This is a genomic window from Haloplanus aerogenes (assembly GCF_003856835.1).
GTDB classification, from domain to species: domain Archaea; phylum Halobacteriota; class Halobacteria; order Halobacteriales; family Haloferacaceae; genus Haloplanus; species Haloplanus aerogenes.
In genome coordinates, this window is record NZ_CP034145.1 from 515915 (window position 1) to 531625 (window position 15711).

The window sequence follows — 15711 nt, forward strand, 5'->3', positions numbered from 1 at the left end:
TGGCGGGACGCTCTATTCGAGGTCGGGCCGCGAGAGTTCCGTGTACTTGGCGGTCAGGAACTCGAGCAGGACCGGCGTGCCTTCCTCGTTCTTCTGGACGGCGCGCTCGATGGCGTCGGAGATCTCGCTCGGGTCCTCGACGCGTTCGCCGTAGCCACCCATGGACTCCGCGAAGTCGGCGTAGTGCCCCGAGAACGGCGTGTCGTAGCTCGCCATCTCGAAGTTGTTGAGCACGACCGCGATGATCGGAATGTCCTCGCGGACGGCCGTCTCGAAGTCCATGCCGACCATGCCGATGGCACCGTCGCCCATGACGTGGACGCAGGTCTTCTCGGGCTTGGCGAGTTTCGCGCCCATCATGAGGCCGAGGCCGTAGCCGAGCTGGGTCGTCTTGCCCCAGCCGAGGTAGGAGAGCGGCTCGGTGACGTTGAAGAAGGGCGCCATGAAGTCACGCGCGTTGCCGGCGTCGGCGGTGGCGACGACCTCCTCTTTGTCGAGGGTCTGGTCGAGTTCGTAGACGACGCGGTAGGGGTTGATCGGCGCCTCGTCGGATTCAAGCACGTCCGACCAGTCGGCGAGCCACTCTTCCTCGATCGCCGCGATTTCGCTCGTCACGTCGTCGTAGCGGCCGAAGTCGGCGTCGTCGCCGACGCGGTCCGCGATTTCGTCCACGAGCGCTTCGAGGACGAGTTTGGCGTCGCCGATGACCGCGAGGTCGGATTTGTAGTCCTTGTCGACGTCGCCGGGGTCGTTCGTCGAGTGGATGAGGGTGTTGTCCTCGGTGGGCGGCGTGATGCCGTACGCCGTCTTGGTAAAGCTGCAACCGATGCCGAAGAGCACGTCCGCCTCGTGGATGAAGTGGTTGAGCTGGCGGGGTTCGCTCTTCGAGCCGGCACCGAGCGAGAGCGGGTGGTCCTCGGGGAAGGCGCTCTTGCCGTTGAGCGTGGTGGCGACCGGCGCTTCGAGCAGTTCCGCGAGTTCCTTCAGCGGCTCCCACGCCTTCGCGTAGTGGACGCCCTGCCCGGCGTTGATGACCGGCAGGTCGGCGTCGACGAGGGCGTCGGCGGCCTTCTCGATGGCCTGCGGGTCGGGACCCGACCGCGTCGACGTGGTGGGCTCGTAGTCGATGTCACCGATCTCCTCTCGGAACACGTCTTTCGGAATCTCGACCAGCCCGGGGCGCTGGCGGCCGTTACGCGCCGCCTGGAACGCGCGCCGGATCGTCTCCCCGGTCGCGTCGGGGTCGGTCAACTGCTCCGTCGTCTTCGTGACCGCCTGATAGTTGATGAGCGAACTGAACTTGGGGTCCGTGTTCGTCTTCGCGCGGGAGTAACCGGCCGGAAGCGCGACGATGGGCGCCGACTCGGCGTAGGCCTGCGCGATCCCGCCCACGGAGTTCTCCGTTCCCGGGCCGTGCTGGCAGGCGAACGCCTCGACCTGGTCACCGGAGGTGATCCGGGCGATGCCGTCGAGCATGTGTGCGCCCGTCCGCTCCTGTCGGACGACGATTGATCGGATGCCCGCTTCCTCCGCCGCGTTGTCGTCAAAGAGGGGGTTGCTCGGGAATCCGATCAGGTGTTCGACACCTTCCTGTGCCAAGATATCCGCGATGGCATCTGTTACGTTCATCCTATATTCGAGCAACGACCCCCGGGGTTGTAAAGTTAATTTTTATTAAAGATAAGGACAGATACCTAAACGTTAGTCGTCATCTGTCGAAAGATTGAGGACAGACGGCTAATGGCCAGTCGTCATCTGACGAAAAGTTGAATACGCCAAGTCCGGATTTCGGACACATGTCCGAGAGACCGCAGCTGGAGCGCCTCTGCATTCACGAGTCGGTCGCGAACAAGATTCCGAAAGACGGGTTCGCCGAGGCGTTCTCCGACCTCGACGTGCCGGTCGAGATCGTCGGCGACGACGAGGAGTTCGACCGGACGGACGCGGTGGCCTCCTTCCGACCCCGTGATTCCTTCCTCGACGCCGGGTGGGTCCACTGCATCCGTGCCGGCTACGACGAGTTCGACACCGACGCGTACGCGGACGCCGGTGTTCCCCTCACCAACAGCACCGGCATCCACGACACCACCGTCGGGGAGATCGCGGTCGGCTACATGGTGTCGCTCGCGCGGATGCTCCACATCTACCGCGACCACCAGACCGAGAACGACTGGTACGAACCGCCGTACGAGCGGCCGTTCACCGTCGAGAACGAACGCCTCTGTGTCGTCGGCCTCGGCACGCTCGGACAGGGCATCGCGGAACGCGCCGACGCGCTCGGCATGGACGTGGTCGGTGTCCGCCGCTCCGACGAACCCGTCCCCGGCGTCTCCGAAATCTACCACCCCGACGACCTCCACGAGGCCATCGCGGACGCGCGCTTCGTCGCCATCGCCGTCCCGCACACCCCCAAGACGGAGGGGATGTTTTCGACACCCGAGTTCGAGACCATGCGCGACGACGCCTTCCTGATCAACGTCGCCCGCGGTCCCATCGCCGACGAGGACGACCTGATCGCCGCCCTCGAGAACGGCGATATCGCAGGCGCCGGCCTCGACGTGTTCGAGACCGAACCTCTCCCCGAGGACAACCCGCTCTGGGACTTCGAGGAGGTCATCATCTCGCCGCACCGCGGCTCCGCGACCAACCGCTACCACCTCGACATCGCCGACCTGGTGAAAGAAATCTTCCACCAGTACCAGGCCGGCGAGGACTTGCGTAACCGCGTCGCCTAGAGGCCGACCAGGTCGTCGAGTTCCACGTCGTCGACCCGCCCGCCACACGCGGCACACTCCTCGACCCGGTCCGGCCCGGGACCGCCCTCCATGTGTACCAGCCCGCAGTCGCGACACACTTCCAGGTCTGCCTGTATCATGCACCCAGATTCTGTCGGCTGTCGGATAGGTCTTGGGGCCGACCCACAATCTACTAACCGACGCCACCGCTACGTCGCCCGATGGGTTCCGCCGCGTTCGACGCGCTCGCCGGCCTCCTCGACCGCGCCGGCGTCATCGACCGTCTCCGATTCCGGGAGACGTTCGACCTGTCGTGGCCCCGGATCGTCACGGGGCTCGCCATCATGTCGAAATCCACCGTCGATCTGGCGATGGTCGGGTGGGACGTGGGCACCGCGGCCGTCGCCGGCCTCGCCTTCGCCAACGCCTACTGGCAGGTGGGGAAGTTCCTCGGCATCGGCCTCGCCGGCGGGACGGTGTCGCTCGTCTCGCAGGCCTACGGCGCCGAGAACCCTGAGCGGGCGAGCGCCGCCGTCGCCGTCTCCCTCGTCGTCACGCTCCTGATCGCGGCGCCGCTCGCAACCGCTTACGCGCTCTTCGCGCCCGAACTCGTGGCCGTCCTCGGCTCCGAACCCGAACCGCTCCGCCACGCCGCCACCTACCTCGCCCTCGTCGCGCCCGCGCTCCTGTTCGAATTCCCGAACCTGATCGCCAGCCGAACCTACGCCGGCGTCGGCGACACCGTGACGCCCATGCTGATCCGGGCGGGCGGCGCGCTGATGAACATCGGCTTCTCGGCGGTCCTGATCTTCGGCTACGGCCTCGGCGTCGCCGGCGCCGCCATCGGCACCTCACTCGCGACGGGGGTCGTCGTCCTCGTCTTCGTGTGGGGGCTCGCCGGTCGCACCTACTTCGGCCGCGGGGCGTGCCCAATCGCCGTCTCGCGGGCGACGCTCGCGTTCGACGGCTTCCTCCCGCTCACCCGCCGCCTCCTCGTCGTCTCCGCGCCACTGATGGCCCGCCGGACCGCCGAGATGCTCGTCGCCTTCCCCCTCGTCGCCATCGCCGCCACCTTCGGGCCGGCGGTCGTCGCCGCCTACGAGGTGGCCCGTCGGGTCCGCACCCTGATCGACAGTTTCTCGTGGGGCTTCTCCATCGCCGCGAGCACGCTCGTCGGGCAGCGTCTCGGTGCGGGCGACGAGGCCGACGCCGAGGCGTACGCCCGCGCCATCATCCGCCTCTCCGCGACGGTGTACGTCGTCGCCGCGGTGGTGGTGTTCGCCCTCTCGCCGTGGATCGCCGGCGTCTTCGTCGACGACCCCGCCGTCGTCGACATCGCCGCGCCCTTCGTCGCCGCCGCGGCCGTCAGTGTCGTCTTCCTCGGCATCGACGGCTCCGCCACCGGAACGCTCCGCGGCGCCGGCGACACCCAGTACCCCTTCTTCACCTCGCTTCTCGGCCGCTACGGCTGTGCGCTCCCCGTCGCAGCGCTCGGCCTCGTCACCACGCTCGGCGCTACCGCGCTCCTCGTCGCGCTGGTGGCCGAAACCGTCGTCCCGGCCATCCTGAACGTGCGACGCGTGCGCTCGAACCGCTGGAAGGCGGTGGGGCGCGCACACGTCGCGGCGGGTGACTAGTCGTACGCCGCCGCGAAGAACGCCCGCTCCAGTTCGACCGTCCGCCGAAACAGCCGGTCCAGCCGTCGCTGTCGCCGCGGCGACGCCGCCGCCCCCTCGCGGTCGAGTTCTGCCCGGAGCCACCCCACGAAGTCGACGAACGCGGAGTTTGCGTGCAACTCGATCCACTCGTCGAGGTAGAACCGCTCGGGTCGCGGGTCGTCGATTCCGGTCGCCCACGTCTCGTACACCCACTCGGCGGGCACGAGGACGGCGAGCGTCTCGGCGTAGCCGCCCTCGCGTCCGGCGCGTTCGAGCAGGTCGATAAAGGCCCGCGTCGTGGCGTCGGGGTCCGCCTCCGGGTTGCCATCGAGCGCCCCGAACGACCGCTCGAAATAGTCGTTCTCCTCGCTCGTGAGGGTGCCGAGAAAGTCCGCGAGGCGACCCTTCGCGGCCATCGACGGCGCCTCGCCGAGCGCGTGGCCGAACGTCCCGGTCAGCGTCTCGACGAACGCGTAATCTTGCTCCAGATACCGGCGGAACACGTCGGCGTCCATCGTATCCTCGCCGAGTTCGCGGACGAACCGGCCGTCGACCGCCGCGGTCCAGTCGGGTTCGGACCGGGCGCGAAGCCAGTCGGTGAAGCGGGCGCCGTCGCGGCCGTCGGCGTACGCCGCGAACGTGTCGGCTACGTCGGGCATACCTCCCGTTCGTCGAGCCACGGACAAATGGATTCCCGTCCGTGGGGTTTTGTCGCTCCGGCCGTAGAGTGGGTATGACCGAACTCGGCATCGTGGGCGCCGGCGCCGCGGCGGCTGCGGCCTGTTACGTCGTCGACGGCGCGCTTCCGGACGCCTCGATCACCGTTCTGGAGAAGTCGGGCGGGGTCTGTGGTCGCGCGGCGACGCGCCGCCGCGGCGACGTGACCTACGACTACGGCGCGAACTACCTGAAAGACGACGACCAGCGCGTCCTCGATGTGGTCCACGAGTTCGACGACGGCCTCGTCGAAGTCGACGGCGACGTTCACGTCTTCGACCGGACGGAGACGGTGAGCGGGGGTCGGGACGATCAGGAGCGCAAGTTCACGTACCGCACGGGACTGACCCGCCTCGCCAAACACCTGTTCGGCGCGACCGACGCGACCGTCAACCGACGGACGCGGGTCGAAGGCGTCGCGCGCACGCACGACGACCGGTGGACGGTCACGGACGCCGACGGCGAGCGCTGGGGGCCTTTCGACGCCCTCCTGCTCAACCCGCCGGCGCCGCAGACGGCGACGTTGCTGGAGACGGCCGACTGGGACGCCGAGGCCCGCGACGATCTCCTGACCGCCGTCCGCGACGTGGACTACCGAACCATCTGGACCGCGGTACTCGGCTACCCGTTCGAACTCGACCGCCCCTACTACGCGCTGGTGAACACGGACAAGGACCACGAAGTCGGCTGGATCGCCCGCGAGGAGTGTAAGCCGGGTCACGTCCCCGACGGCGAATCCGTGTTGGTCGTGCAGGCGAACCACGAGTGGTCCGTCGAGCACTACGGCGCGGACACCGCGGAGAACGTCGCCGCCCTCGCCGACCACGCGGCGTCGATTCTGGACGACGACCGGCTGGCCGACCCCGCGTGGACGGACCACCAGGGCTGGCGCTACGCCCTCCCGGAGTCCGGACTGCGACGTGGCGTCCGCGACGCCGCCGAAGACGCCGGCTGCTACGTCGTCGGCGACTGGGTCGACGGCGAGGCCCGACTCCACGCCGCCGTTCGGTGCGGGCTGGAGACGGGCGAGCGACTCGTCTACGCGCTGTAGGGTCGCGGATCGTCGTTCTCGAGGATACGTTTATGTCCGAAAGTCAACTATTTCGCCGAAATGAACGTCGGTACGATTTCGGTTGTCGTGGTAACGGTGTTCGTCGTCTCGTCGGCCGCTGGCGTCGGCGTCGTCGTCGGAGGCACGGACGCGACGGCGGACGTGTCGGGGGCGGCCGCACAGTTCGCACAGGACGGCGACGTGAGCGCGCTCGCGCCGCGCGGCCGGTGGAACCCGGCGACGAGTCGCGGTGAACTCGTCCTCGACGGGGAGAGCTACTACCGGGTGTATCGGGGCGAGGCGGATATCGACCGGTGGCGACGCGCCAGCGACGACGCCGACGTGACCGGGCGGACGCTGTCCGGGCAGGGTGGCGCGGCCGACGGCGACGTGCTCGACCTCTCGGCGTCGATTCCGCGCGACCAGACGGTGGGTCGGTACGCCGACGGCGACCTGACGGCACAGGTCGTCGAGCCGCGAATCACGTCGCTCCGGCTGGTCGATTCGCGGGGCGTCGAACTCGGGAGCGACGTGACGGTGCGTCGGAGTCAGCGCCTCCTGCTCCGTGTCGACTGGAACTTCGTCGAGGCCGAAGACCTCCAGGTCGACGTGCGCCGGGACGGCGTCGGCTACGAGAACGAGGCGCTGTCGACGGCGGCGACGAGCGAGCAACTCGCGACACTCCCGAGCGGGTTCGACCGTGCCGACCTCGCCCGCGAGATGCAGGGCGCTGGCACGACGGGCCGATCGACTGCCGCGTGGCTGTTCGACTTCACCGACCTCGATCCCGGCGTCTACACCCTCCGCGTCGAGGGCGTCGACGACCTCACGACCGGGGACGCCACCCGGACGGTCACGGTCCGGGCCGGCACCGAATCCCGACCGACGCTCGGCTTCGACGACCGGACCGTCTCTCGCGGCGACTGGGCACGCTTCACGATCACGGGGAGCGATTCCGGAACCTACCACGCCGTCTCGATTCCGCGGAGCCGCCTCCGGAGTTCGACGACCGATCCGGCGCGGGTGTTTCGCGCCGTCGGGGACGTGGCGGCGACCGGGAGTACCGACCAGCGGGCCTACGGGATCGTCGAAATCCCCGACAGCGGCGAGGGCGTTGGGTCCGTCGACACCGGCCTCCTCGATACGGGGCGGACGACGGTCACGCTCCACGGTGCCCGGTCGACGCGGGCCGACGCGGTGTCGAGCGTCACCGATCAGCCCGGTGGCGTGTCGACAGTCGCTCTCGACGTCGACCGTGCCGGTCTCTCGACGAACCTCGGTGATCTCACCTACACCACCGGCACTGCGGTCGACGTGCGCGGCACCGGATCGGGTGCGGATCGCGTGGCGCTCTACATCCGCGACGGCGGTGACTGGTACCTCCTGACACTCGACGGCCGCCGGACCGTCCGCGTCGGCGCCGACGGCGTCTGGGAAGTCCGCAACGTCGTCCTCTCGGACGGTGGCGACGGGGGATACATCCTCCGCGTTCCCGGCACGTACCGCCTCGGTGTCGTCGACGCCGACCAGTTCGACGACCCCACGGACCCGCCGGACCGCATCTTCCGTGAGGAGTTCGCGGATCTCCGGAGCGAGCAGAAGAACATCCGAACGGTCGCACCCGGTCTCACCGGCCGCGTCACCACCTACGACGGGGAGGTGGCCGACACCGACGCCGTGGCCGTCCGCGGCGTCGCCGCCGGTGCGGTCGAGGTCGGTCTCGTCGTCGTCGACCAGCGGGGCGGAATCCGGGCCGCGTCGATCCGCGTCGACCGCGACACCACGTTCGAGGCGTCGGTCCGCCTCGCGGATCTGGCGCGGGGTCGCGTCACCGCCTTGATCGTCGCGCCCGGCCGCGACGGCGAGTTCGGGAGCGGGAGCGTCCGAACACCCGACGGGACGACCATCCGACTCGACTCCGTGGGCGCGTTCCTGCGGTACGTCGAGACGCAGCGGGATCGCGGACACACCGGCGAGCAGACTCTCGCGCGGATAGAGGGAGAGGTGCTCACCGCCGCCGGGAGCGACGACCTCGCGGTTCGCCAGACGCTCCAACTGGCCGCCCCGCGAACGACGGTCCGCGACGTGGTGCCGGCGGACCGCCCGGACGCGACCGGGATGCTGGCCGTTCCGCCCGGCGGGACGATGCTCGTCCGCGGGACGACCAACCGGAATCCCGACGATGCGCTCGTCGTCGTCGAGGTGATCGAGGGTCCATCGGCGGCGTCGTTCCCGTCCGTGACGACGGCGGCCTGGGGATCGGATGGGATCTGGTCGGCCCAGCTCGCGGTGCCGGCCGGTGCCGATCCCGGGACGTACACCCTCCGGATCGAGGACGGGGAGACGGCGGTGACGCGGCAGGTGGTGATCGGCCGCGAGCGGACGCCGACGGAGCGCCCACCCCCGCCGACCGAGCGCCCGACAGTGACGGCGATGCCGACGGAGCACCCATCCACGCCGACCGACCGCCCCACCGCGACGCCGACGCCGACCGCTCCACCGTCGCCAACGAACGGCGGCGGACCCGGGTTCGGCCCACTGGTGGCGACCCTCGCGCTCTGCGCGTTCGTCGTGGTGACACTGACCCGGCGTCGACGCTGATCGGTGGTCGGTCGACCACGCCGCTACGCGCCCTCCGGCCGTTCGCCGCCGGGATCGAGCCGTACGAACGCTGGCAACGTCACTGCCGCGAGCGCGAGTTCGAGGCCACCGACGAGCAGGAAGGCGGTGCCGTAGCCGTAGGCGTCGGCCGCGAACCCGCCGACGAGGATCCCGGCGAGGAAGCCGAGGCTGCCGGCGATGTTGAACCCGGCCATGGCGACGCCGCGCTCCGTCCGCGCGGCCAGATCCGTCACCAGCGCCAGCGTCGCCGGCGCCATGAGCGCGCCGAGGACGCCCACGAGCACCATCCCCGCCTGTGCGGCCCGGAGGCTCGACACGGCGCCGACGAGGATCACCGCCACGCCGTAACACGCCGACCCCGCGACGATGGGGATGGTCCGGCCGATCCGATCCGAGACGACGCCGAACGGGTACTGCAGGAGCGCGAAAGGGGCGAAAAAGAGCGCGAGCGTCAGCCCAGTCGCGCCGGGACTCAGGTCGAAAACGGTACGGAAGTAGAGCGTCCCGACCAGCGAGAAGAAGCCGGCGGTCAGGCGGTCGACGAAGCCGAAGGCGTAGGGGAGCGCGAGCGTCGGCGTCCGCCGGAGACCGTCGAACGGGGAGCGTCGTTCTCCATCGGGCGCCCGGTCGACGACGAACGGGACGCAGACGGCGATGGCGAGGAAGACGGCGCTCGCGGCGTACAGCGGGACGAGCGGGCCGAGTTCGTACAGCAGGCCACCGAGCGGCGCGCCCGTCGCCGTCCCGAGGCCGATGGCGATGCCCGTCGCGCCCATGTTGCGCCCGTGTGACCCCTCCAGATCCATGAGCATCGTCATCGAGAGCGAGAAGGCGCCGACGGTCGCCGCACCCTGGAAGATCCGGAGCAGGAGGGCGACGCCGAATGACCCGGTCGCGGCCGGGACGACGGCGAGGAGGACGTAGCCGATGGCGCCGAGGAGGGCGCCCGCAGCGACGAAGGGGACCCGCTTGCCGGCGGCGTCGCTCGCCAGCCCCCACGGGACGGCGAAGACGACGAACGCGCCGAACTCGGCGGCGAGAAACCACATGCTCGCGTTCAGCGCCGTGCCGGCGCCGAGCGCCGCGACGAGCGTGTCGATGCCGGGATAGAGCAACACCTGCGCGAGCAACACGGCGTAGACGACGGCGGCCAGCGCGACGCGACTCCGGGTCCGGGTCACCGTGCGTCCGTACGGACGGCTCCCGTCTACTGTCTTTCGACCGGCGAATTCTAGACGGAGTTCGGACGAATCTTGAGAAATCCCTTACCCCTTGCGACGTCTCCAGTTCACTATGGATCGACAGCAGCGGTTCGTCCCGGCGCTCGTCGCCCTCGCGGGCGGCGTCGCGGCCGTCGCCGGGTCGTACGCGACCGTTGGCGACTCGCCGGCGTTCGTGGCGGCCCCCATCGCCAACGCGACGGTCACGCTCGCGCCGAGCGTCCTCGTCACCTTCGCCATCACCGTCCTCGGCGACCTCGGGATCAAACTGGCGTACGTCTTGGGGCTGGGACTTACAGCCGTCGCCCTCGGTATCGTCGCCGGCGCGGCACGGGTCGCCGCGACGCGGGCCGGGCGGCCCCTCGCCGGTCCGGTCGTCGCCACCGTGGCGGTCGGCCTCGTCGCCGCCGCCCTCTCCGGATCGGCCGCCTCCGCGGTCGGCGCGGCCGTCGGCACGGCGCTGGTGGCGACCGTCGTCACCCTCGGAACGGCGCCGGACGGTGAGTCGGCCGCCGACTCGCGGCGCGCCGTCCTCGCGGGTGTCGCCGCGCTCTCCGTGGGCGTCCTCGCCGTCGGCGGGCGACGGGTGTTCCGGACGCCACCCGACGACGACGACCTGCCGCCCATCCCCGACGACGTGGCGGCCATGCTCGACGACGCCGAGTCGAAGTCGCTCGCCGTCGAGGGACTCGAACCGCTCGTGAGCGACCACTTCTACACGGTCGACATCGCGAACGTCGACCCCCGTCCCGCCCGCGAGGACTGGTCGCTCCGCATCCACGGCGCGGTGGGGCAGGAGACGACGTACACCGCCGCGGACATCGACGCGATGGAGCACGAACACCGGTTCGAGACGCTCCGTTGCGTGGGCGAGACGCTCAACGGCCGGAAACTCGACACCGCCGTCTGGACGGGCGTCCCGCTGATGGACTTGCTCGCTGCCGCCGACCTGCAGGGCGACTACGTCATGCTCCGCGCGGCCGACGGCTTCTACGAGGAGTTCCCGGTCGACGCGCTGGAGACGGGCTTTCTCGCCGTCGGGATGAACGGTCGACCGCTCCCCCGACCACACGGCGCACCGGCGCGGGCGCTGATTCCGGGCCACTGGGGCGAGATCAACGTCAAGTGGCTGACGGAGGTCGAGATCCTCGACGAACCGGCGACGGGCTACTGGGAAAAGCGGGGCTGGCACGGCACCGGTCCCGTGAATACGGTGGCGAAACTCTGGGCGGAGAACCGCCTTGATGACGGCCGGATGGAGGTGGCCGGGCCGGCCTACGCCGGGACGCGCGGCATCGAGCGAGTCGAGGTGTCGACCGACGGCGGGGCGACGTGGAACGACGCCGACCTCTCCGACCCCCTCCCCGCCGACGACGTGTGGCGGCAGTGGGTGTATCGCTACGACCCGCCGGACGGGGCACACGAGGTGGTCGTCCGCGCGACGGACGGCCTCGGTACCCTCCAGCCCCGGGACGAGCGGCGGGCCTACCCCAGCGGGCCGAGTGGGTGGGTGTCGACGACGATAGAGCCGTAATTGGGGCGAAGCGTTTTGTCCGCGCCGCCCACCCTAACACATCGTTCGATGGAGAAGGCACTCTGGTATCTGCTCGCCGGGACGCGCGGCGGGAAGAACCGCGCGCGCATCATTCGCCTGCTCGACGAGCGACCGCGCAACGCCAACCAGCTCCACGAGGCGCTGGATATCGACTACAACTCCGTTCGCCACCATCTCGACATGCTGGAGGACCACGACGTGATCGAGAGCGGCGATCAGGAGTACGGTCGGCTCTACTTCCTCACCGACCGGTTCGACCGCCACCGCGAGCAGTTCGAGGAGATCACGGAGCACGTCTGACATGGCACCAATGACCCCCACCCTCACGATCGCGAGCGCCCTCTCGGGCTTGAACATCGTCCTGCTGGCCGCCCTGCTGGTCGTCTGGTGGCGGAACTATCAGGCGTTCGGCACGCCGCTCACGCTCGGTCTCGTCGCCTTCGCGCTCGTCCTCGCCGTCGAGAACGTCGTCGCTATCGGCTTCTTCTTCAGTTCGCAGATGCTGTACGCGGCGGACGCGAGCGCGCAGACGGCCGTCCTCGCCATGCGCGCCCTCCAGTTCGTCGCGCTCGCTTTCCTCACCTACGTCACGATGCGCTGAGACGGCGTCCGAGGCGCCACGCCCAAGTCACGGTGCCGCGTCCGTCGCGTTGACCCTCCTCCAGACCGAGACGAAGATCATCGTCCTGTTCATGTTCCCCGGCCTCACCGGCTGGTATCTGGTCCAGCCCGTGACGACGAACGACGCCGTCGGGTTTGCCGTCCTGATCGGTGTCGGCGTCGTCGTCCCGACGCTGATCAACGAGTGGCGGCGGCGGAGCGACTAGTCGACGTTCGCGAGCGCCTCGTACGCCTCCGCGTCCTCGTCGGGCGCGAGTTCGATCAGTTCCAGCCGCCGGACTGCCTTCACCGTCCGCGCGGCGACGACGCCCGGCGCGACGAATCGCGGCCGGTCGGCGGGCGGCAGGCGGTCGTCACCCCGTTCGACCGCGAGGACGCCGCCGAGGGCATCCGCGAGCGATACGCAGGCGACGTGGTCGCCGGCGCCGTGAATCCGCAGGTGGGTGGCCGCGTCGTCGCCGGGTGCTCGCTCCAGTAGCCACGCGACGGGAACGCCGCGCCACTCGCCACCCCAGCGCTCCCCGCTCGCACACAGAAACGAGTCGGTCACCGTCCGCCACGGCGCGTCCGCCGGATCGACGACGCGACGGTCGTCGCCAGCGACGAGCGTCACGTGCGGGCTATCGCTGGGTGACTGGGTGGGCACCGCCCGCGACGACTCGTCCGCGCTGTCGGGGTGGTCCATACGCTGCACGGGGACGCGAGCGGTCAAAAGACCCGCGCGAACTTTCAGCAGATGAGAATCTATCGCGTCGGTTCGACCGTCAGGTCGCTCGCGATCCAGCCGTCCGTGTTGCCGGATTCGATGAAGACCGTCCGCCCGGGACAGCTTTCACAGACCGACACCGTCGGCGTCTCGGGCAGCGAGGGCTCCCCCTCGTCGTCCGCTCCCGACTGCGTACCAGTTGGCATTGACAGCCTTTAGGGGGACCTAAAATAAAAAGGGTGCGGTTCGTCACGCACCTGACTCGTGGCAGATGTCGGCCACTCGTTCCAGATTCACGTCGGCGCCGGTGTCGACGGAGACGAACACCCCCGAATACTCCCCATTTGCGGCGTGGAGACAGATGGCCTGTTCGAAGCGATGCATCGTGCAGTGCCACCGGCCGACCCGAAACAGGTTCTCCAGATACTCGCGGCCGATCTCCTGTAACACCAGTTCCTCGTGGATACGGTCGATGGCCGTCTCCTTCTGCACCACGTCGTCACGTTCGAAGACGACTTCGATCCCGTCGCGGTCGTACGCGGCGACCGCCCGGAGCGACCCGTTCGTCGCCATCTTGAGCGTCTCCACAGGGACTGTAGACATTCGCGCGGAGTTAACAGCCGGTGAACATGAATGTGGTGGCCGGCAGGTGCCGACGTGGGCGGTTGCGGTCGAGTTCCCCGGGCATCTTTACCCCCGGTGTCGTTGTGCCACTATGTACCGTGACGTACTCGGATGGCTCGGTGCCATGCTCGGTGTGGCCATACTCGCTCCGATCTTTCTGTATCTGATTACCGGTGCGGTCGTCGGCTTCCTCGTCGCCTGTCCCGGCGGCCCCTCGGGGACGATGGTCGTCGGCGCGTCCGGCGCCGAGAGTCTGGAACTCTCGTGTTCGGCCGTTCGGACGCTGGTGAAGACGGCGGTCACGGTGGGTGGGAGCGCCGCAGCCACCCTCGGTGTCGCTATCCTCGCCGTGGCGGACATCCTGCGTGGCTCCGGCGTTCGGTAGCCGCAACCGCCGGCATGACGTTTTTCCGTCAGGATGCCGTCACGTACGCGCGGGGTGATGGCAGATGCCCCTCGTACCACACGTGCCAGCGGACGAACCGACACGTGACCGCACGCCGCCGGATCTCGACGAAATCGTCGAGCGAATCATTCACGGCGATTCGTCGGCGGCGCGTGGGTACTAAGGAACTGCTCGCGCATCTGATCGCAAGACTGCGATCAGGTGTGCGACAATGTCCGAACACAACTGCATCGTGACCCTAGACTGTGGCCGACGACAGGCGTGCCCCTTCCATGACCGCCACTCCGTGCGTGTCGGGCCGCCGCTTACGCGCGCGGCGGCACCGACACCGGATGCACTTCCCAGCAGTCGGGACATTCCGCGTACGACCGGATGTCGCCGTCGCGGTCGACGATCCGCTCACGAGGGATCGCCGTTCCGCAGTTCGGACAGAGTGACATGAGGGGGATGGGGAGCGTGTGACGCGGTCCCCACTGAGGCCTGTGCGTTCCGACTAGTTAGTTAATCCGCGGTTAAGCGGTCACAGCAGCACGCCGCCGATGAGGAGGAGTCCCACGGCGGCGACTGCCGCCGCGGTGAACAGCGGCGTCGCCGACCGCGCGGGTTCCCGAACTTTCCGCTCGTCGAGGCCGTCGACGAGGCGGCCCGACCCCATCTCGACGAGGCCGGTCAGCACGAACCACAGCACCACCATCGCGACGACGAGGTAGCCGCGGGTCGACCCGAGGAGCGTCTCGGCCGTGTAGCGCGTCCCGGCGAGGTGGCCGCCGGTGAGAAAGAGGAGGAGCGAGGAGACCCGCGACGACGTCCGGAACTTCCCGATCAGCCGACGCAACGGCGTCGCGTCGAGGTTGCCGTCGCGGGCCGCGGGGATCACGCCCCGCGTGACGAAGATGACGCTTCCCGCCCACAACCCGGCAAACAGCAGGTGTATCGCGTTTACCGCCGTATCGACAGTCGCCATGCCCGTGGCTGGGACGCCGCCGACTTGATAGTGTTGTTGTAACTGTTTGCTGGCGTGTTGCCGCCGCAGCCGGCAACACGCCAGCAATGACTTACAACGATCACTATGAATCCGAGGATCGCCGGCCGGCGTCGAACCGAAACCGATTAAACGCCCGCTCTCCCAACCTTTGGTGAGCCGAGGTAGCCTAGCCCGGCCAAGGCGGTTGCTTCGAGAGCAACTGTCCGTCAGGACTCGTGAGTTCAAATCTCACCCTCGGCGCTTCTTCACTTTCACGCCTCGAGCCGTCGCTGTACGCGCTATTCGAACGTCCACTCGGTCGTCACGTCCGGCGACTCGACCAGCGTCTGATACACCACGCAGAAGCGCTCGGTCGCGTCCCGGATCGACGCCGCCGTCTCCGGGTCGAGATCACCAGACAGCGTCACGTCGAGCCGAATATTCTGGAAGCCGACGGGCACGTCCGCGACGCCCATCGTCCCCCGGAGGTCGAGATCTCCCTCGACCGCGACCGACACGTCGGCGTCGGCGCCGAAGTTCTCGATCACCGCTTGCGCGGTCAGCTGTGAACAGGCGGCGAGCGCGCCGAGCAGGAGGTCGCCCGAACAGGCTGCCGTCCCCGACCCGCCCGCCCCCTCGTGGAGTTCCGCCTCGTAGATGGCCTCGCCCACCTTGACGCTACAGGTCGTCGCGTCCACCTCGTCGCCCGTCGCGGTGAGGGTCAGTTGGGCTGCCTCCGGGTCCGATTCGTACGTCTCTTTCAGCGGTTTCTGTGTCTCGCGGAGATCGTCCGTCATGTGATAACATGGTCGGATGGACGGAAAAAGCGTTC

General features: G+C 68.9%; 19 protein-coding genes and 1 tRNA gene. 10 read left to right on the forward strand and 10 right to left on the reverse strand.

Going from position 1 to position 15711, the window contains the following annotated elements:
- Positions 1–12 precede the first annotated feature (12 nt).
- Positions 13–1629 (reverse strand): thiamine pyrophosphate-requiring protein, encoded by a 1617-nt coding sequence (locus DU502_RS02690; protein ID WP_121919906.1) that lies wholly within the window; start codon positions 1627–1629, stop codon positions 13–15.
- Between the two features lie 167 nt (positions 1630–1796).
- On the opposite strand from DU502_RS02690, the gene ddh reads away from it, so the two are divergent.
- Positions 1797–2735: a D-2-hydroxyacid dehydrogenase gene (gene ddh / locus DU502_RS02695; RefSeq protein ID WP_121919905.1), complete on the forward strand. Its 939-nt coding sequence runs from the start codon at positions 1797–1799 to the stop codon at positions 2733–2735.
- Here the strand turns inward: ddh and DU502_RS18065 are convergent.
- Complete coding sequence (locus DU502_RS18065; RefSeq protein WP_166033606.1) at positions 2732–2875, reverse strand: hypothetical protein; 144 nt, start codon at positions 2873–2875, stop codon at positions 2732–2734. The genes ddh and DU502_RS18065 overlap by 4 nt on opposite strands.
- 81 nt (positions 2876–2956) lie before the next feature.
- On the opposite strand from DU502_RS18065, the gene DU502_RS02700 reads away from it, so the two are divergent.
- Positions 2957–4372 (forward strand): MATE family efflux transporter, encoded by a 1416-nt coding sequence (locus DU502_RS02700; protein WP_121919904.1) that lies wholly within the window; start codon positions 2957–2959, stop codon positions 4370–4372.
- Here the strand turns inward: DU502_RS02700 and DU502_RS02705 are convergent.
- Positions 4369–5052 carry a TenA family protein gene (locus DU502_RS02705; RefSeq protein ID WP_121919903.1) on the reverse strand — a complete coding sequence of 228 codons (684 nt, stop codon included), beginning with the start codon at positions 5050–5052 and terminating at the stop codon, positions 4369–4371. The two genes, DU502_RS02700 and DU502_RS02705, sit on opposite strands and share 4 nt — an antisense overlap.
- A 74-nt stretch (positions 5053–5126) precedes the next feature.
- Between DU502_RS02705 and DU502_RS02710 the strand changes: the two genes are divergently transcribed.
- Both DU502_RS02710 and csg read left to right on the forward strand, forming a co-directional pair.
- Positions 5127–6161 (forward strand): NAD(P)/FAD-dependent oxidoreductase, encoded by a 1035-nt coding sequence (locus tag DU502_RS02710; protein WP_121919902.1) that lies wholly within the window; start codon positions 5127–5129, stop codon positions 6159–6161.
- Between the two features lie 60 nt (positions 6162–6221).
- On the forward strand, positions 6222–8762 hold the full coding sequence (gene csg / locus DU502_RS02715) for an HVO_2072 family ArtA-dependent S-layer glycoprotein (protein WP_121919901.1): 2541 nt from the start codon (positions 6222–6224) through the stop codon (positions 8760–8762).
- A gap of 23 nt (positions 8763–8785) precedes the next feature.
- Here csg and DU502_RS02720 read toward each other — a convergent pair whose 3' ends face one another.
- Positions 8786–9964, reverse strand: coding sequence for an MFS transporter (locus DU502_RS02720; protein ID WP_121919900.1), 1179 nt, complete (start codon positions 9962–9964; stop codon positions 8786–8788).
- 112 nt (positions 9965–10076) lie between these two features.
- On the opposite strand from DU502_RS02720, the gene DU502_RS02725 reads away from it, so the two are divergent.
- Genes DU502_RS02725 through DU502_RS18070 form a run of 4 tightly spaced genes read left to right on the forward strand, consistent with a single transcriptional unit; the run spans position 10077 to position 12385 of the window.
- The gene (locus DU502_RS02725; protein ID WP_121919899.1) at positions 10077–11537 is read left to right on the forward strand and encodes a molybdopterin-dependent oxidoreductase; all 1461 of its coding nucleotides are present in this window, start codon (positions 10077–10079) and stop codon (positions 11535–11537) included.
- Between the two features lie 48 nt (positions 11538–11585).
- Positions 11586–11858: an ArsR/SmtB family transcription factor gene (locus DU502_RS02730; RefSeq protein WP_121919898.1), complete on the forward strand. Its 273-nt coding sequence runs from the start codon at positions 11586–11588 to the stop codon at positions 11856–11858.
- A gap of 1 nt (position 11859) precedes the next feature.
- On the forward strand, positions 11860–12159 hold the full coding sequence (locus DU502_RS02735) for a hypothetical protein (RefSeq protein WP_199722684.1): 300 nt from the start codon (positions 11860–11862) through the stop codon (positions 12157–12159).
- Between the two features lie 49 nt (positions 12160–12208).
- A complete protein-coding gene (locus DU502_RS18070; protein WP_158601149.1) occupies positions 12209–12385 on the forward strand; it encodes a hypothetical protein in 177 nt (58 codons plus the stop codon).
- On the opposite strand, the gene DU502_RS02740 is transcribed toward DU502_RS18070, so the two are convergent.
- Genes DU502_RS02740 through DU502_RS02745 form a run of 3 tightly spaced genes read right to left on the reverse strand, consistent with a single transcriptional unit; the run spans position 12382 to position 13488 of the window.
- Positions 12382–12864: a molybdopterin-dependent oxidoreductase gene (locus DU502_RS02740; protein ID WP_121919897.1), complete on the reverse strand. Its 483-nt coding sequence runs from the start codon at positions 12862–12864 to the stop codon at positions 12382–12384. The genes DU502_RS18070 and DU502_RS02740 overlap by 4 nt on opposite strands.
- Before the next feature lie 59 nt (positions 12865–12923).
- Entirely contained in the window at positions 12924–13091 is a 168-nt protein-coding gene (locus DU502_RS18075; protein WP_166033608.1) for a hypothetical protein, read from the reverse strand.
- A 43-nt stretch (positions 13092–13134) separates the two neighbouring features.
- Complete coding sequence (locus DU502_RS02745) at positions 13135–13488, reverse strand: hypothetical protein (protein ID WP_199722683.1); 354 nt, start codon at positions 13486–13488, stop codon at positions 13135–13137.
- Positions 13489–13600: 112 nt separating this feature from the next.
- Here DU502_RS02745 and DU502_RS02750 point away from each other — a divergent pair, with 112 nt between their 5' ends.
- The gene (locus DU502_RS02750; protein WP_121919896.1) at positions 13601–13894 is read left to right on the forward strand and encodes a hypothetical protein; all 294 of its coding nucleotides are present in this window, start codon (positions 13601–13603) and stop codon (positions 13892–13894) included.
- Between the two features lie 326 nt (positions 13895–14220).
- On the opposite strand, the gene DU502_RS19170 is transcribed toward DU502_RS02750, so the two are convergent.
- Together DU502_RS19170 and DU502_RS02755 are read right to left on the reverse strand one after the other, a co-directional pair.
- Positions 14221–14355, reverse strand: a complete 135-nt coding sequence (locus DU502_RS19170) for a DUF7837 family putative zinc-binding protein (protein ID WP_449271747.1) — start codon at positions 14353–14355, stop codon at positions 14221–14223.
- Positions 14356–14435: 80 nt separating this feature from the next.
- Positions 14436–14879 (reverse strand): transporter, encoded by a 444-nt coding sequence (locus tag DU502_RS02755; RefSeq protein ID WP_121919895.1) that lies wholly within the window; start codon positions 14877–14879, stop codon positions 14436–14438.
- A 176-nt stretch (positions 14880–15055) separates the two neighbouring features.
- On the opposite strand from DU502_RS02755, the gene DU502_RS02760 reads away from it, so the two are divergent.
- A tRNA-Ser gene (locus DU502_RS02760) sits at positions 15056–15140 on the forward strand.
- A 38-nt stretch (positions 15141–15178) separates the two neighbouring features.
- Here DU502_RS02760 and DU502_RS02765 read toward each other — a convergent pair.
- Complete coding sequence (locus DU502_RS02765; RefSeq protein WP_121919894.1) at positions 15179–15676, reverse strand: OsmC family protein; 498 nt, start codon at positions 15674–15676, stop codon at positions 15179–15181.
- Positions 15677–15711: the final 35 nt, after the last annotated feature.

Excerpts from the sequence above, each read along its gene's own strand:
- DU502_RS02690 (WP_121919906.1), bottom strand. The coding sequence starts at position 1,629 with ATGAACGTAACAGATGCCATCGCGGATATCTTGGCACAGGAAGGTGTC.
- ddh (WP_121919905.1), top strand. The coding sequence starts at position 1,797 with ATGTCCGAGAGACCGCAGCTGGAGCGCCTCTGCATTCACGAGTCGGTC.
- DU502_RS18065 (WP_166033606.1), bottom strand. The coding sequence starts at position 2,875 with ATGATACAGGCAGACCTGGAAGTGTGTCGCGACTGCGGGCTGGTACAC.
- DU502_RS02700 (WP_121919904.1), top strand. The coding sequence starts at position 2,957 with ATGGGTTCCGCCGCGTTCGACGCGCTCGCCGGCCTCCTCGACCGCGCC.
- DU502_RS02705 (WP_121919903.1), bottom strand. The coding sequence starts at position 5,052 with ATGCCCGACGTAGCCGACACGTTCGCGGCGTACGCCGACGGCCGCGAC.
- DU502_RS02710 (WP_121919902.1), top strand. The coding sequence starts at position 5,127 with ATGACCGAACTCGGCATCGTGGGCGCCGGCGCCGCGGCGGCTGCGGCC.
- csg (WP_121919901.1), top strand. The coding sequence starts at position 6,222 with ATGAACGTCGGTACGATTTCGGTTGTCGTGGTAACGGTGTTCGTCGTC.
- DU502_RS02725 (WP_121919899.1), top strand. The coding sequence starts at position 10,077 with ATGGATCGACAGCAGCGGTTCGTCCCGGCGCTCGTCGCCCTCGCGGGC.
- DU502_RS02730 (WP_121919898.1), top strand. The coding sequence starts at position 11,586 with ATGGAGAAGGCACTCTGGTATCTGCTCGCCGGGACGCGCGGCGGGAAG.
- DU502_RS02735 (WP_199722684.1), top strand. The coding sequence starts at position 11,860 with ATGGCACCAATGACCCCCACCCTCACGATCGCGAGCGCCCTCTCGGGC.
- DU502_RS02740 (WP_121919897.1), bottom strand. The coding sequence starts at position 12,864 with ATGGACCACCCCGACAGCGCGGACGAGTCGTCGCGGGCGGTGCCCACC.
- DU502_RS18075 (WP_166033608.1), bottom strand. The coding sequence starts at position 13,091 with ATGCCAACTGGTACGCAGTCGGGAGCGGACGACGAGGGGGAGCCCTCG.
- DU502_RS02745 (WP_199722683.1), bottom strand. The coding sequence starts at position 13,488 with ATGTCTACAGTCCCTGTGGAGACGCTCAAGATGGCGACGAACGGGTCG.
- DU502_RS02750 (WP_121919896.1), top strand. The coding sequence starts at position 13,601 with ATGTACCGTGACGTACTCGGATGGCTCGGTGCCATGCTCGGTGTGGCC.
- DU502_RS19170 (WP_449271747.1), bottom strand. The coding sequence starts at position 14,355 with ATGTCACTCTGTCCGAACTGCGGAACGGCGATCCCTCGTGAGCGGATC.
- DU502_RS02755 (WP_121919895.1), bottom strand. The coding sequence starts at position 14,879 with ATGGCGACTGTCGATACGGCGGTAAACGCGATACACCTGCTGTTTGCC.
- DU502_RS02765 (WP_121919894.1), bottom strand. The coding sequence starts at position 15,676 with ATGACGGACGATCTCCGCGAGACACAGAAACCGCTGAAAGAGACGTAC.